Origin of the sequence: Exiguobacterium sp. s39 (assembly GCF_018618925.1) — a bacterium.
Taxonomy (GTDB): domain Bacteria; phylum Bacillota; class Bacilli; order Exiguobacteriales; family Exiguobacteriaceae; genus Exiguobacterium_A; species Exiguobacterium_A abrahamii.
Genome location: NZ_JACSNA010000001.1, coordinates 1312951 through 1328231, shown reverse-complemented (window position 1 = coordinate 1328231; position 15281 = coordinate 1312951). Strand labels below are relative to the sequence as shown.

General features: G+C 48.6%; 18 protein-coding genes. 17 read left to right on the top strand and 1 reads right to left on the bottom strand.

The window, feature by feature from the left end:
* From fabD to rnc, 4 genes are all read left to right on the top strand, one after another.
* Positions 1 to 921 (top strand): ACP S-malonyltransferase, encoded by a 921-nt coding sequence (gene fabD / locus KNQ11_RS07090; protein ID WP_035396761.1) that lies wholly within the window; start codon positions 1 to 3, stop codon positions 919 to 921.
* Positions 918 to 1649, top strand: coding sequence for a 3-oxoacyl-[acyl-carrier-protein] reductase (fabG, locus tag KNQ11_RS07085; RefSeq protein ID WP_035396763.1), 732 nt, complete (start codon positions 918 to 920; stop codon positions 1647 to 1649). The genes fabD and fabG overlap by 4 nt, the downstream gene beginning before the upstream one ends.
* Positions 1650 to 1719: 70 nt before the next feature.
* The gene (gene acpP, locus KNQ11_RS07080) at positions 1720 to 1959 is read left to right on the top strand and encodes an acyl carrier protein (protein ID WP_029342095.1); all 240 of its coding nucleotides are present in this window, start codon (positions 1720 to 1722) and stop codon (positions 1957 to 1959) included.
* A 56-nt stretch (positions 1960 to 2015) separates the two neighbouring features.
* Positions 2016 to 2786, top strand: a complete 771-nt coding sequence (rnc, locus tag KNQ11_RS07075) for a ribonuclease III (RefSeq protein ID WP_023468747.1) — start codon at positions 2016 to 2018, stop codon at positions 2784 to 2786.
* A 70-nt stretch (positions 2787 to 2856) separates the two neighbouring features.
* On the opposite strand, the gene KNQ11_RS07070 is transcribed toward rnc, so the two are convergent.
* On the bottom strand, positions 2857 to 3057 hold the full coding sequence (locus KNQ11_RS07070) for a DUF1128 family protein (protein WP_023468746.1): 201 nt from the start codon (positions 3055 to 3057) through the stop codon (positions 2857 to 2859).
* Between the two features lie 126 nt (positions 3058 to 3183).
* On the opposite strand from KNQ11_RS07070, the gene smc reads away from it, so the two are divergent.
* From smc to KNQ11_RS07005, 13 genes are all read left to right on the top strand, one after another.
* Positions 3184 to 6747 (top strand): chromosome segregation protein SMC, encoded by a 3564-nt coding sequence (smc, locus tag KNQ11_RS07065; RefSeq protein WP_214770755.1) that lies wholly within the window; start codon positions 3184 to 3186, stop codon positions 6745 to 6747.
* Complete coding sequence (ftsY, locus tag KNQ11_RS07060) at positions 6744 to 7748, top strand: signal recognition particle-docking protein FtsY (protein WP_023468744.1); 1005 nt, start codon at positions 6744 to 6746, stop codon at positions 7746 to 7748. The genes smc and ftsY overlap by 4 nt, the downstream gene beginning before the upstream one ends.
* 99 nt (positions 7749 to 7847) lie before the next feature.
* Complete coding sequence (locus KNQ11_RS07055; protein ID WP_023468743.1) at positions 7848 to 8168, top strand: putative DNA-binding protein; 321 nt, start codon at positions 7848 to 7850, stop codon at positions 8166 to 8168.
* Positions 8169 to 8180: 12 nt separating this feature from the next.
* Positions 8181 to 9530 (top strand): signal recognition particle protein, encoded by a 1350-nt coding sequence (gene ffh, locus KNQ11_RS07050; protein WP_023468742.1) that lies wholly within the window; start codon positions 8181 to 8183, stop codon positions 9528 to 9530.
* 93 nt (positions 9531 to 9623) lie between these two features.
* Entirely contained in the window at positions 9624 to 9899 is a 276-nt protein-coding gene (gene rpsP, locus KNQ11_RS07045; RefSeq protein ID WP_023468741.1) for a 30S ribosomal protein S16, read from the top strand.
* 62 nt (positions 9900 to 9961) lie between these two features.
* A complete protein-coding gene (rimM, locus tag KNQ11_RS07040) occupies positions 9962 to 10471 on the top strand; it encodes a ribosome maturation factor RimM (protein WP_023468740.1) in 510 nt (169 codons plus the stop codon).
* A complete protein-coding gene (gene trmD, locus KNQ11_RS07035; RefSeq protein ID WP_023468739.1) occupies positions 10468 to 11196 on the top strand; it encodes a tRNA (guanosine(37)-N1)-methyltransferase TrmD in 729 nt (242 codons plus the stop codon). Before rimM ends, trmD begins: the two co-directional genes overlap by 4 nt.
* A gap of 112 nt (positions 11197 to 11308) precedes the next feature.
* Complete coding sequence (gene rplS / locus KNQ11_RS07030) at positions 11309 to 11662, top strand: 50S ribosomal protein L19 (protein WP_023468738.1); 354 nt, start codon at positions 11309 to 11311, stop codon at positions 11660 to 11662.
* Between the two features lie 104 nt (positions 11663 to 11766).
* Complete coding sequence (gene lepB, locus KNQ11_RS07025) at positions 11767 to 12306, top strand: signal peptidase I (protein WP_034786034.1); 540 nt, start codon at positions 11767 to 11769, stop codon at positions 12304 to 12306.
* A gap of 147 nt (positions 12307 to 12453) precedes the next feature.
* On the top strand, positions 12454 to 13317 hold the full coding sequence (ylqF, locus tag KNQ11_RS07020) for a ribosome biogenesis GTPase YlqF (RefSeq protein WP_214723623.1): 864 nt from the start codon (positions 12454 to 12456) through the stop codon (positions 13315 to 13317).
* A 51-nt stretch (positions 13318 to 13368) separates the two neighbouring features.
* Entirely contained in the window at positions 13369 to 14121 is a 753-nt protein-coding gene (locus tag KNQ11_RS07015) for a ribonuclease HII (protein ID WP_214770741.1), read from the top strand.
* Positions 14122 to 14133: 12 nt separating this feature from the next.
* Positions 14134 to 15000, top strand: a complete 867-nt coding sequence (locus KNQ11_RS07010) for a flagellar hook-length control protein FliK (protein ID WP_214723619.1) — start codon at positions 14134 to 14136, stop codon at positions 14998 to 15000.
* Positions 14997 to 15257: an EscU/YscU/HrcU family type III secretion system export apparatus switch protein gene (locus tag KNQ11_RS07005; RefSeq protein ID WP_214723618.1), complete on the top strand. Its 261-nt coding sequence runs from the start codon at positions 14997 to 14999 to the stop codon at positions 15255 to 15257. The genes KNQ11_RS07010 and KNQ11_RS07005 overlap by 4 nt, the downstream gene beginning before the upstream one ends.
* Positions 15258 to 15281 lie beyond the last annotated feature (24 nt).

The window sequence follows — 15281 nt, the reverse complement described above, 5'->3', positions numbered from 1 at the left end:
ATGGGGAAAACAGTTTGGATGTTTCCGGGACAAGGGTCACAAACCCCTGGAATGGGACAGACGCTCATCACGCAAGACGAGACACGCCAAGCACTCGCTGACCTCGGAACGCGAATTGGTCTGGATCTGACGACGCTGATGACGACAGGGACGAAGGATGAATTGAAAGCGACGGACATCGCTCAACCAGCCATCGTCGCACACAGTGCATTACTCGCACAGCAGTACGCAGCACAAGGACATACACCTGATTTCGTACTCGGACACAGTGTTGGAGAATATAGTGCGCTCGTCGCAGCTTCTGTCATCACACCGTCTGAAGCCGTCTATCTCGTCCGAGAACGCGGAAAACTCATGAATCAAGTCACGGGTGGAACGATGGCGGCGGTCATCGGCATGAATGATGTCGAGGCAGCCCATCACGCGGTCGAATCGATTGCGGCAACGGGAGAGATCGTCCAGATCGCCAACTACAACTGTCCCGGGCAATTCGTCATCTCTGGACAAATCGCAGCGGTCGAATCCGCTACAGCGAAGTTAAAAGAGCTCGGAGCAAAACGTGTCTTACCGCTTGATGTCTCAGGTGCGTTCCATTCGTCACTCATGACACCATTCGCACCACGATTCGAAGACATTCTCGTTTCGTCACCGTTTGAAGCGGCGAAGACGAAATTCATCTCGAACGTCGACAGTGCGTTCCACGATCAACCAGACGAATTGATTCGTTTGCTCGTTCAGCAGCTCTACTCACCGGTTCGATTCGAATCATGCGTCGAGCGTCTGATCGAAGAAGGTGCGGATACATTCATCGAGTTCGGTCCATCATCTCCGTTGAGCGGTCTCGTGAAACGAATCAAAAAAGATGCAAAGATCATCAGCATCACGACACTTGAGCAATTGGAAGCGGAGGGAATTCGTTGAGTAAAGTAGCACTCGTTACTGGCGCGTCACGCGGCATCGGAGCTGCCATCGCGAAGCGATTGGCAACAGATGGTTTCCGTGTCGTCGTCAACTATGCAGGAAGCACGGACAAGGCGGAAGCTGTCGTCCGTGAAATCAAGGAAGCTGGCGGAGAGGCACTCGCGATTCAAGCGAATGTCGCTGAAGCAGATGCTGTCAAACAGATGATCAAACAGACGATCGACACATTCGGTCAACTGGATTGTGTCGTCAATAATGCCGGCATCACGCGTGATGGTTTGCTGATGCGCATGAAGGAAGCAGATTTCGATGCTGTCATCGATACGAACCTGAAAGGGGCGTTTCTCGTCACGCAAGCCGCGACACGTCCGTTGTTAAAAACAAGCGGTCGTATCATCAACATCGCATCAGTCGTCGGTATTTCCGGAAATCCAGGGCAAGCGAACTATGTCGCAGCGAAAGCGGGTCTGATCGGGCTGACGAAATCTGTCGCACGTGAACTCGCTAGTAAAGGCGTCACAGTCAATGCCATCTGTCCAGGCTTCATCGAAACGGACATGACGGACGAATTGACGGAAGAACAGCGGAACCTGTCACTTGGGCAAATTCCGTTGAAACGCTTCGGTCAAACCGACGATATCGCTTCACTCGTCAGTTTCATCGCTTCAGATGAAGCACGATACATCACAGGACAAACTCTTGCCGTCGATGGCGGCATGACGATGTAACATAACTAACGGTAGTACTTTGCCAAATCGGCAATCATCTTATATACTCAACTCATGGAGGGATTTTAAAATGACAAAAGAACAAATCTTAGTAGACGTACAAGAAGCAATCGCAGAAAAATTAGGAAAAGAACAAAGTGAAATCACACTTGATAAATCGTTCAAAGACGACCTCGGTGCTGACTCTCTCGAAGTCATGGAACTCGTCATGGACTTAGAAGACAAGTTCGAAATCACGATCGAAGATGAGCAAGCAGAAAACTTGAAGACTGTCGGCGATGTCGTCAACTACATCGAAACACAAGTCTGATCATTGAAGCTGACCCACCGCAATTTGCGGTGGGCTTTAGCTGTTTAGGAGGAACTATGACGAATCAAAAAGGACGTCGTGTCCGAAAAGGACCCTATGTAAAACGACGCAAGGATGCTCGGACGCTCGCTCAAATCGAGCAGAAATTCGAAGCGTTACAAGAGCGCCTGAATATCACGTTTTCTAATGTCGAGCTATTAAAACAAGCCTTCACGCATTCTTCGTTCGTCAATGAACAACGCGAGTCTGAAGGGGATAACGAACGCCTAGAATTTTTAGGGGACGCGGTCTTAGAGTTGACGGTGTCACGCTATCTATTCGAACACTACCCGGAACGTTCCGAGGGGGAATTAACGAAATTGCGAGCGGCAATCGTCTGTGAACCGTCACTCGTCCAATTTGCGAATCACTATCAGTTTTCCGATATGATTCTGTTAGGTAAGGGGGAAGAACTGACCGGTGGTCGGAATCGTCCAGCCTTACTTGCGGATGTCTTCGAATCCTTCATTGGCGCCTTGTATCTTGACCAAGGCATCGAAGCAGCCGAACGATTCCTCGCCGAAGCGGTTTTTCCGAAAGTGGCGACAGGCTTTTTTGAAGAACAGACAGATTTCAAGAGTCAATTACAGGAAGCGATTCAACGTGTCGGCTTAGGTGTCATCGAGTATGAAATCATCGAGGAGCGCGGTCCGGCGCATAGTCGGGAATTCATCTCGCGTGTCCAAGTCGCGGATGAGCTCGAAGGGATTGGAACGGGGCGTTCGAAAAAAGAGGCAGAACAACAAGCGGCAAAACAAGCCTTACTTGAATTAAAGAAACAGTTTTAAGCAACAAAAGGCCGACCATCTCTCGAATGCGTGAGAGATGATCGGCCTTTATCGTGTGAAGTTCGCTTGATTAGACAGTTTTGAGGGATTTCAGTTCGTCGACGATCGCATCGACCTCTGCCAGTGATAACGAGTCGCGCATCATGACGAACTCATAAATCTCTTTTAAGTCCTCGTTTTTTGAGCCGTCGAACTGTTCTGCTTTAATGACCCCTTTGTTGATGATGTTCAATTTATCTAAGATTGCTTCAATCATTTGTTCAATCGTCATCGTGTTATTCGCTCCTCTTCTTCTTGTTTCGCGTGATACTACCTTAAAACCTATCATGTTGCTAGCGTTTCGGCTATGGTAAACTGAAAGAAATTCAAAAGAAATTTAAACATACGGGTGATCAAGATGTACTTAAAACGAATTGAAATCAATGGCTTCAAATCATTTGCCAGTCGAACTGAATTAGAATTCCTTCCGGGTGTCACGGCAGTCGTCGGACCGAACGGAAGTGGGAAATCAAATATATCGGACGCTGTCCGTTGGGTGCTCGGAGAACAATCTGCGAAGTCACTGCGCGGGGCGAAGATGGAAGACGTCATTTTTGCCGGCAGTCTGTCTGAACACCGGAAACAATTTGCCGAGGTGACGCTCGTCTTAGACAACGAGTCGGGAACGGTTGCGTTGCCGTATCAGGAAATCAGTGTCACGCGGCGTGTCAGCCGCAACGGAGACAGCGATTATTTTTTAAATAAAAAACCATGTCGCCTGAAGGATGTCCTTGATCTGTTCATGGACACAGGCTTGTCGCGTGATGCTTTTGCAATCATCGGACAAGGGCGAGTTGAACAAGTCATCTCCGGTAAACCGGAAGAACGCCGTGCTGTCATCGAGGAAGCAGCGGGTGTCTTGAAGTATCGTCATCGCAAGAAGCAAGCCGAGCGGAAATTAAGTGATACGGAAGCGAATCTATCGCGTGTCGATGATATTTTATATGAACTTGGCGGACGAATCGAGCCGTTACGTGAACAAGCGGCGCTCGCGAAAGAGTATCTCGTCGCTCGAGAACGGCATGATGTCCTCGAGCGTGGTATCTTGGCGCATGAAATCACGACGTATCAGACGGAGCTCGAAACACTAGCGCGTGACATCGCACAATGTGAAGAACGCCTTGCGTCTCAAAAGACGACTTACGAAGAGACCGTCTTGTCCCGAGAAAATCAAGAATCGACGCTCGAAGAAGAACGACAACAAGAAAACGCGTTGCAGGAGCAACTTCGACATGTCTCGACGCGACTTGTTGAGATCCAAGGTGCCCTTAACCTAGCGAAAGAGCGTGAAAAACACGGGACCGAGACGAAAGAGCGACTCGAACAAGAGGTTGCCGTCGTCGAAGAACGCGTCAAGGAACTGGAACTCGAACTGACCGCTTTACAGGAACGCCAAGCAGAAGTCGATCAGGAAGCAAAGCGGATAACAGCTGAACGGGTACGAGCCGATCAAGCGCTGACACAAACCGATCGTGATTTCGATAAGGAAGCCGAAGTATTACGTTCGGAAGCCTTTGAAGTGGCGAGTCGATTAGCTGCGACGAATAATGCCTATAATCGGGCGAAGCAAGATCTCATGCAGGCAGAAGAACAACAACGTTCATTTACGGCGGACAGCGGTACGAAACAATCGACGCGTCGTCAACTCGAGGAAGACGTCGCTCGACTAGAGGCGGATGTCGCTTCGATCCGGACGAAGTTGGACCAAGCAACGGAAGAAGAGACGACGGCACTTGCAGCACGAAATGAACAACAACATGCGTTACGACAAGTCGAACAGTCCGTTGCGGATTTAGAGCGACGTCGGCATAAGACGGAAGACCGGATTGAATTCCTTGAATCCGTCAAAGCCGACTATAGCGGTTATTTCGGTGCCGTGAAGACGATTTTAAAACAACGAGATCAGCACCCAGGTATTTACGGAGCGGTCGCGGAGTTGATTTCGGTTCCGGCGCGGTTTGAAGCGGCAATCGAGACAGCGCTTGGTGGGGCAATGCAAAACATCGTCGTTGATACCGATGCGACAGGACGTCGTCTGATCCAGGAGCTTCGGCGGTTAAATGCCGGTCGAGCGACGTTCATGCCGCTCGCCTCACTCCAAGCACGCGAAGTCAATCGTTCAGTACGAGAACAAGTCGGTGGAATGTCTGGGTTCGTCGGGATCGCAAGTGATCTCGTGACGACAGACGAGACGTTGACGAAATTAAAGATGAACTTGCTCGGTACGACACTCGTCGTCGAGTCACTTGAACAGGCGAACCAAATCGCCCGTTCGACAGGACATCGCTATCGTCTCGTCACGCTCGAAGGAGATGTCGTCAACGTCGGCGGTACGATGACCGGCGGAAGTCGGAAAAAAGGTACACCACTGTTCAGTCAATCGCGCGAACTTGACGAGTTAAAAGAGGGACTGACGCGCGGACAAGCGGTCATTCGGGAGCAGATGCGCCGCTTGGAAGATCTGAGAGCGGCGATCCAGACTCTTGATGCTACGGCTCGGACACGGACAGAAACGATTCAAACATTACAAGGGCAACTCGAACAATCGCGCGATACGTTAGCAGATGCGAACCGTCATCTCGCTGTCATGACGTCTGAATTGTCGGTTGAAGATCGACAGATGGCACGTGTACTCGAACAAGAACAGGAAGCACGTCAGATCATCGAGACGTCGGAAGTCGAGATCGCAAAATGGACGGAGCGTCAAACAGAGCTCAGACAAGCCTTAGATCGTCTTAAGGATGCGCAAGCCCGTGGTGCCGTCACGATGGACGAACTGAAGAAGGAACAAGCAGAAGCAGTTCTCGAAGAGCGGACGATTCAAATGAAACAAACGCAGCTTTCGCAAGAGATCGAACGCCTGACGGAACAGGTCAGTCACGCGAAGCTTGAACGTGGTCATAAACGCCGTGACTTGCGTCATGTCCTCGAAGGATTCGACGAAGCGAAAATCGATGCCTTGCACGCGGAACAGCGCGAACAGGAACAGGAACAACAACGGGTCGAGACCGAACTCGTCGCGATCGGGCAACGGATTCAAGTACAAGCAGAATCCCTGCGCTTGATCCGGATCCGCGAAGCGAAGACGAAGGACGATCAACAAACGACGAAACAGGCACTCGAGCAGCTACGACTCTCGCAAGGGAAAACGAGCACGCGTCTTGAGACAAGACAAGAAATGCTGGAAGAGATGGGATTACTGCTCGAACTGATTGCACCACTTGATCTATCGTATGAAGAGGCAAAAGAGGAAATTCATCTGCTCAAACGCCAACTCGAAGAAATCGGCATCGTCAACATCGGTGCGATTGAGGAATTCGCAGAGGTCGATGAACGGTTTACGTTCCTATCCGCGCAACGGGATGATCTCGTCGCTGCTAAAACCGATCTCTATGGCGTCATCGAAGAGATGGACCGAGAAGTCATTCGGTTGTTCCGTCAAACGTATGATGCTGTCCGAGAACACTTCCGGGAAACATTCCGCGAGTTATTCGGGGGCGGTGAAGCCGATCTAGTCCTCGTTGACCCGAGTGATCTGTTGACGAGTGGAATTGATATCGTTGCCAAACCGCCTGGTAAGAAGCTGCAGAATTTGTCGCTCTTGTCCGGTGGAGAGCGTGCTTTGACAGCCATCGCCTTATTATTTGCGATTCTAAAGACACGTCCTGTCCCGTTCTGTGTCCTCGATGAGGTCGAGGCGGCGCTTGACGAAGCGAACGTCGCGCGATTCGGCGAGTTCGTTCATCAGCTAGCACGCGAGACACAGTTCGTCATCATCACCCATCGGAAAGGAACGATGGAGGCGGCAGATGTCCTTTACGGCGTCACGATGCAGCAAAACGGGATATCTGAAGTGTTATCCGTTAAACTAGAAGAGGCACGACGTACATTAAGTGAAGAACCAAAGGAGATTAAACGATGAGTTTCTTTAAAAAACTGAAAGACCGCTTGACGACTTCGACACAAGAAGTCACGACTAAATTTACGGAAGGCTTGACGAAGACACGCGACGGATTAGCGAGTGCCGTCAATGATCTCGTCTACCGCTTCCGTGAAGTCGATGAAGACTTTTTCGAAGAGTTAGAAGAAGTGTTGATCCAAGCAGACGTCGGTGTGACGACGACGATGGATTTGGTCGAAGAATTAAAGACAGAAGTCAAACGACGTAACGTCAAGGATCCAAAACAAGTCCGGGATGTCCTCGTTGAAGTCGTCGCGAACATGTTAGTCGAAGAAGAAGAGACAGCCCTTGATCTTGATCATGAGCTGAATGTCATCCTCTTCGTTGGTGTCAACGGGGTCGGTAAGACGACAACGATCGGGAAACTTGCGAACCGATTAAAACAAGAAGGTAAGAGCGTCATGTTAGCAGCGGGAGATACGTTCCGGGCTGGTGCGATCGATCAACTGCAAGTCTGGGGCGAACGCTCCGGTGTACCGGTCATTCGTCAAGGCGAAGGCTCCGATCCGGCTGCTGTCGTTTATGACGCCGTCCAAGCAGCGAAAGCACGTAAGGTCGACGTCCTGATTTGTGATACGGCAGGACGCCTACAAAACAAGGTCAATTTGATGAACGAGCTCGAAAAGGTCAAACGCGTCATTGAACGTGAGATTCCAGGCGCACCCCATGAAGTGTTACTAGCACTTGACGCAACAACAGGGCAAAACGCGATGGTGCAGGCAAAAGCCTTCAAACAAGCGACGAACGTTAGCGGAATCGTTTTAACGAAACTTGACGGCACAGCAAAAGGTGGGATTGTTCTTGCGATCAAGAACGAGCTGAATCTACCGGTGAAGTTCGTGGGTCTCGGTGAAAAAATCGATGATTTACAACCATTTGACGCAGAACAATTCGTATATGGACTGTTCGGCGATGTCTTTGAAGAAAAAGAAAACGTCGACACGGAAGAAAGCGCGGAATAAGCGACGTTTCATGTAAAGAAAAAAACTTGACAACACACTGTGAGGGCTGTACTATACTATCTGTAAAGGAATTTCACTTAACATTGCGGAGGTGCTCGAATGACACTTGATAAAACGAACCGGATGAATTATCTGATTGACTTTTATCAGGAGCTTTTGACGCCAAAACAACGGAATTACATGTCACTCTATTACTTAGATGACTTTTCCTTAGGTGAGATCGCCGATGAGTTTGAAGTCAGCCGACAAGCAGTCTACGACAACATAAAACGCACGGAAGCCATGCTCGAGCAGTATGAAGAACGACTATCGCTGTTCAAGAAACACGAACGGCGAAAGCAGTTACTCGATCAGCTGAAGCAATGCGACCTTCCGGGTGAAGCCCTAGTGATCATTGAGACATTGGAGCAATTAGAGTAGGAGGCATTCTTAATGGCATTCGAAGGATTATCGGAACGGCTTCAAGCCAGTCTCGCTAAAATGCGAGGTAAAGGTAAGATTTCTGAAGCAGACGTCAAAGAGATGATGCGCGAAGTTCGCTTAGCGCTACTCGAAGCCGACGTCAACTTCAAGGTCGTCAAACAATTCGTAAATGATGTAAAGGAACGCGCCGTCGGACAGGATGTCATGACGTCTTTGACGCCAGGACAACAAGTCGTCAAAATCGTCCACGATGAATTGACGAATCTGATGGGTGCAGAAGTGTCACCATTGACGCTTGCGAACCGTCCTCCGACCGTCATCATGATGACGGGTCTGCAAGGGGCAGGTAAAACAACGACAACGGGTAAACTTGCCAATCATTTACGTAAAAAACATAATCGTAGTCCTTTGCTTGTTGCGGCGGATATTTATCGTCCGGCAGCAATCAAACAATTAGAGACACTCGGAAAACAATTGGAGTTACCGGTCTTCTCGATGGGAGATCAGGTTAGTCCACAAGAAATCGTTACCGGTGCACTCGATTATGCAAAAGAGCATCATCACGATATCGTGTTGATCGATACGGCAGGTCGCTTACACGTCGATGAGGAACTGATGCAGGAACTCGTTGATGTTAAGGAGATCGCCAAACCGCATGAAATCTTCCTTGTCGTCGATTCGATGACGGGTCAGGATGCCGTCAACGTCGCAGAGAGCTTCAACGAGAAGCTTGGCGTAACGGGAGTCGTTCTGACGAAGCTCGACGGAGATACGCGAGGTGGTGCAGCACTCTCCATCAAGGCAGTCACCGGAGCACCGATTAAGTTCGTCGGTCTTGGAGAGAAGCTCGATGCCATCGAACCATTCTATCCCGAGCGGATGGCGTCTCGGATTCTAGGCATGGGAGACATGCTGACACTGATTGAAAAAGCAGAGTCACAAATGGACGCTACGCGTGCCAAAGAGTTAGAAAGCAAAATGCGCGATGCATCGTTTACATTCGATGATTTCATCGAGCAGTTGCAGCAAGTGAAACAGATGGGTCCACTCGACGAACTGTTGGGAATGATCCCTGGGGCAGGTAAAGGGAAGATGAAGGGGTTGAAAAACGCCCAAATCGATGAGAAGCAACTCGTGTATGTCGAAGCGATCATCCAATCGATGACGAAACGAGAGCGGACTGAACCTGAAATCTTGAATGCGAGCCGTCGGAAGCGGATTGCCCGTGGTAGCGGACGCAGTATCCAAGAAGTCAACCGCCTCATTAAACAGTTCGAAGACATGCGGAAAATGATGAAACAATTTTCCGGACAGATGGGCAAAGGGAAAAAGAAAGGCTTTGGCCTTCCATTCTTTTAAAAGTCTTTTCTCTTTTGCTGTAACGTTGTATACTAATGAAGTTGTCAATTTGACTAAACGAAAAAATCATTTATTATTTGGAGGGACTTACGAATGGCAGTTAAAATTCGTCTTAAGCGCATGGGCGCAAAAAAATCACCTTTCTACCGTGTGGTAGTAGCAGACTCACGTGCACCACGTGATGGTCGTTTCATCGAGCAAATCGGATACTACAATCCAGTTGCTAAACCAGAAGCAGAAGTTAAAATCAACGAAGAGCTAGCTCTTAAATGGCTCTCTGAAGGTGCTAAACCTTCGGACACAGTTCGTAACCTCTTCTCACAAGCTGGTATCATGGAGAAATTCCACAACGCGAAACTCGCGAAGTAAGACGTTAGGAGGTGAGCGAAAGCTTACCTCCTTTTTTTAATTCAAGAAAGGAAGTGAAACGAATGGAATGGTTGGAAATTGCGAAAATCGCCAACACGCACGGTCTAAAAGGGGAATTGAAGTTACTCGCAAGCACGGATTTTCCGGAAGAACGCTTTAAGGTCGGAAAAGAAGTCTTTCTCGGCTCTGAAGGCACGTATACACCGGTAACGATCAGTGGCTACCGAAAGCATAAACAATTCATCATGGTGACGTTCAAAGGGATGCATCATATCAATGACGTCGAGAAGTACAAAGGATTGAAACTCTATGTCCATGCAGAAGACTTACAGGACTTAGACGAGCATGAATTTTACTATCATGAGATCATCGGTTGTACGGTTTATGACGGTGAGACGAAAATCGGAGTCGTATCCGACATTCTCGAAACGGGCGCAAATGACGTCTGGACGATCAAACGCGACGGAAAAAAAGATGTCCTGATCCCGTATATCGAGCAGGTCGTCGCTTCCGTCGACGTCGAACAGAAACGCATTCAGATCACGCCGCTTCCGGGACTGATCGAGGAATGAACATCCGTGTATTGACGCTGTTTCCAGAGATGTTTTCAGCGCTTGATCATTCGATCGTCAAGCGAGCGCAAGACGATCAACACGTAATACTCGAAACAATCAATTTTCGAGACTTTTCAACGAATCGACATGGTAAGGTCGATGATTATCCGTATGGCGGAGGAGCCGGCATGCTGTTGACACCTCAACCCGTCTTCGATGCGATGGCAAGTCTACCGGAACGAAAACGACGAATCATCGTCATGACACCGACCGGTAAACGGTTTTCGCAACGAATGGCGGAAGAATGGGCAAACGAAGAAGAACTTGTCTTCTTATGTGGCCACTATGAGGGGTTTGATCAGCGAATCCATGATCAGTTGGTGACGGATGAGGTCTCGCTCGGAGACTTCGTCTTGACGGGAGGAGAACTCGCTGCGATGACGATGATCGACGCCGTCGTTCGCCTCTTACCGGACGTCCTCGGTGCTTCTGCGAGTCACGAAGATGATTCCTTCTCGACGGGACTTCTCGAATACCCGCACTATACGCGTCCGGCAGAATATAAAGGGTATCGAGTACCCGATGTCTTGTTATCAGGCAACCATGCCCGAATTGAAAAATGGCGACGGGAACAGTCGCTGAAGCGGACATATGAGCGGCGCCCTGATCTTCTCGTGGATGCATCGTTAACGGATGAAGATCAACGTTATTTAGACTCGATTTCAGGATTGTCAAACGACTGAATCTATGATAAGTTAAAACATGTGGCAAAAGCCACCCATTAACGATGTTCCGCTGTCGGATGCTTGAAGCAAATGAAGATAAGAACATTGGTGAAAAAAGGAGAAATCATTCATGAACACACAACAATTGTTCCGTGAACTTACACAAGAACAAATCAAGTCAGACGTCCCTGCGTTCCGTCCTGGGGATACAGTCCGTGTACACGTTAAAGTCGTCGAGGGTACGCGTGAGCGTATTCAGCTCTTCGAAGGCGTAGTCATCAAACGTCACGGTGGCGGCATCAGTGAAACATTCACAGTCCGTAAAATTTCTTACGGAGTTGGCGTTGAGCGTGCTTTCCCGCTCCACTCACCACGTGTTGCACAAATCGAAGTCGTTCGCTACGGTAAAGTCCGTCGTGCGAAACTTTACTACCTCCGTAACCTTCGCGGTAAAGCGGCGCGTATTAAAGAAATTCGTCGTTAATCATGTGAAAAAGTGGCTTGTCTCCGGACAAGCTTCTTTTTTTTGCAGTTTATGCGTATACTAGTCCTTAGGAAGAAATTGCGTTAATCAAGGGAGTGGAATTCGTGAAGGAGTTATTCAGTTGGGTAAAGGCGCTCGTCGTAGCGCTCGTCATCGCGTTCATCATTCGAACGTTCCTGTTCGTACCCGTCATCGTTGATGGGGAATCGATGATGCCGACCTTACACAATGCGGATCGAATGATCGTCAATAAGGTCCCGTACTATTTTAATGAACCAGAAAGAGGCGATATCGTCGTCTTCCATGCAACGGAAACGCGAGACTACATCAAACGGGTCATCGCTGTTCCGGGAGATACGATGTATTACAAAGACGATACGTTGTATGTCAACGATAAGAAGGTCGCCGAACCGTATCTGAAAGAATACAAAGCCCAGATGAGTGGTGTGCCATTGACGGAAGACTTCACGCTTGAAGAGCGAACAGGAGAGACGACTGTTCCAAAAGGGAAAGTATTCGTCATGGGAGACAATCGTCAAAATTCAAAAGATAGTCGTGATATCGGTTTCGTGGATGAAGAACAAATCGTCGGAACGACGAACTTCGTCTTCTATCCATTCAATGATGTACGCTCTGTCGATTAAAACGAAAGAAGATGAGACGCTTGCCGTTAAAAGTAAGCAGCTCATCTTCTTTTCTTGTCTTAAGTTGCGTATACTAGGGAGTGGATGTTTTTTCATGTATCGTATGATCAGCAAGAAGTCCAGGAATATATGAACGAGGTGAAGGATATGACGATTCAATGGTTCCCCGGTCACATGGCCAAAGCACGTCGGGAAGTCACAGAAAAATTAAAGTTGATCGATGTGGTGATCGAACTCGTCGATGCACGTCTTCCGATGTCGAGCCGTAACCCGATGGTCGAACAGATTACGGCAGGTAAGCCGCGACTGATCGTCCTCAATAAGGCAGACATGGCGGATAAACGATTGACAGAACAATGGATGAACGCATTACGAGCAGATGGTGTCGATGTCGTCGCGGTTGACGCGAAGCATAACAAAGGATTGAATCAAATCCATGAAGGTGCGTTACGTTTAATGAAAGAAAAGCATGCACGGATGCGAGAAAAAGGTCGGAATCCGAGTGCAATCCGTGCCTTGATCATCGGTATTCCAAACGTTGGGAAATCGACGCTCATCAATCGTCTCGCTGGTCGGAACATCGCAATCACCGGTGACCGTCCGGGTGTGACGAAACGCCAGCAATGGATCAAAATGAAGACAGGTGAGATGGAATTACTCGATACACCAGGTATCCTCTGGCCGAAGTTCGACGATCAAGTCGTCGGGTATCGGTTAGCAGCGACAGGAGCGATCAAGGATGATATCTTAAACATCGACGATATCGCGCTATTTGCCCTTCGTGAGCTAAAGACAAGGTATCCGGAGCAATTGCGTGAGCGCTATCGTCTCGACGAAGTATCGGGAGAAGCGGTTGATGTACTCGAAGCAATCGGTAAAAAACGTGGTTTCGTCTCAGGTGGCTATGTCGATTTCGAGCGGACGAGCGAAATGCTCCTGCATGAACTACGAACGGAAAAGCTAGGTCGAGTGACGCTTGAAACGGTTGAAGAGTGGGAAACGCATGCATAACGGACTTGGACATCTTTTGATGTCCAAGTTTTTTTCAAAGGAGCAGGATGTATGAAGATAGCAGAATTAAAAGAACGATTGCAAAAAGCAACATTAGAAGAATTTATTCAGTTAAAGCAGGAACTGGCGTCAGATACGCGAAAAGGGGTGCATACACTGTTTCGTCAGATAGAACGACGATTTGCGCACGAAGAGCAGCAACGGATCGATTTCAAGGAACGACTCGCATTTGAAGACGAGTATCGTCAGCAAGGATACGTTCGAATTGCAGGAGTGGACGAAGTCGGGCGAGGTCCACTAGCTGGTCCGGTCGTCGCAGCAGCGGTCATCTTACCAGACGGATTCTATCATCCAGGACTAACGGATTCAAAACAGATGAGTAAAGTACAGCGGCAAGCGGCACTTAAGCATCTGCAAGAAGTTGCTGAGATTGCGATCGGCATCATCGAACCGGTTGAAATCGACGAAATCAATATCTATCAGGCGTCGAAACGGGCGATGCAAGACGCAGTACACCAATTACGACCGGATGCCTTACTTGTCGATGCGATGACACTCGACGACGATACACCACAACTCTCTCTTATCAAAGGAGATGCGCGAAGTGTCTCCATTGCTGCTGCAAGTGTCGTTGCGAAAGAGACACGAGATGCGATGATGGAACAATACGCAATCGAGTATCCGGGATATGGATTTGAAACACACGCAGGTTACGGAACACCGATACATTTACAAGCGCTCGATACACTGGGCGTCACACCGATTCACCGGAAAACATTCCGTCCTGTCAAAGAACGTCTTTAGGAGGAATCGAGCATGCAAATCGAACATCGTGCCTTACTTCCATTTAAAATCATCGATCATGCGAACCTACCGTTACGGGAAGGAGCAAACATCGTCGGTAAAGTATTGAAGCTGTTGCCGGACGGATTAATGGAACTCCAAGTCGGTCAACGCGTCTTGACGGCAGGGACGACGGCTGAATTAAAAGAAGGGAACATGTATCGCTTTCAAGTCGTTTCAGCAGAGGGACAACCGGTTTTAAAAATCATCTCGACCGAGTCTGTTCCGCAAAAGTCGGCTCTCCCCCAGTTACTCGACTCCTTTTTACAACGCCAGACGGTACCGACTGCGGAAACACGGGAACTCCTAAGGCAAATTGGTCAACCGGTGACGGAAGGAGAAGCGAAGCAGTTAAAACACGCCCTTACCGAACTCGTTCAACTGGCAAAGGGTGACGAGACAGGTCGAACGCTTGATCGAAAGACGAGTGATCAGATTTTAGCGCAACAACTCGTCCAAGCAACGAACGAAGCAGGGAAAGGAGTCTATTTATTTCAATTACCTCAATTTGGACCATTCGAAGATGTTGATCTCATGATGGAAGCACCGTTCGAACGGACGTTTGATCCAAATCATGCCCGCGTCGTCCTATATCTTCAATTACCGACGCTCGGTGAGGTCGCTGTCGACGTCTTGATCGTAGACCGGAATGTTTCGATTTCCGTCTTTCATCCAAATGCGCACGTCAATACGTTCATGCAAGCCTACACACCGCAAATTCAGACTCGTCTTGAGGAACAAGGCTATGCATTGACGCGATTCGATTGGGTCGAACAGACGAAAGAGCGCGTACCGCATGATATCTCAACGCGTAACGGAAGGGTGGATCTTCATATATGAAAAAAGCAATAGCTCTATCATACGAAGAACAGATGCATGCCCCAAAAGTCGTTGCTAAGGGATCGGAACACATCGCAGAACGGATTTTAGAAGAGGCATTAAAACATGATATTCCGATCCGGCAGGACGAAACATTGATGACGTTACTAGATGCTGTTCAAGTATCAGAACAGATTCCGGAAGAATTATACGGTGTCATCGCTGAGTTATTCGCCTTTTTATATCGTCTCGATCAAGATGAACTTCTGAAAAAATAAAGCTTTCGGTCGATAACGATAGAC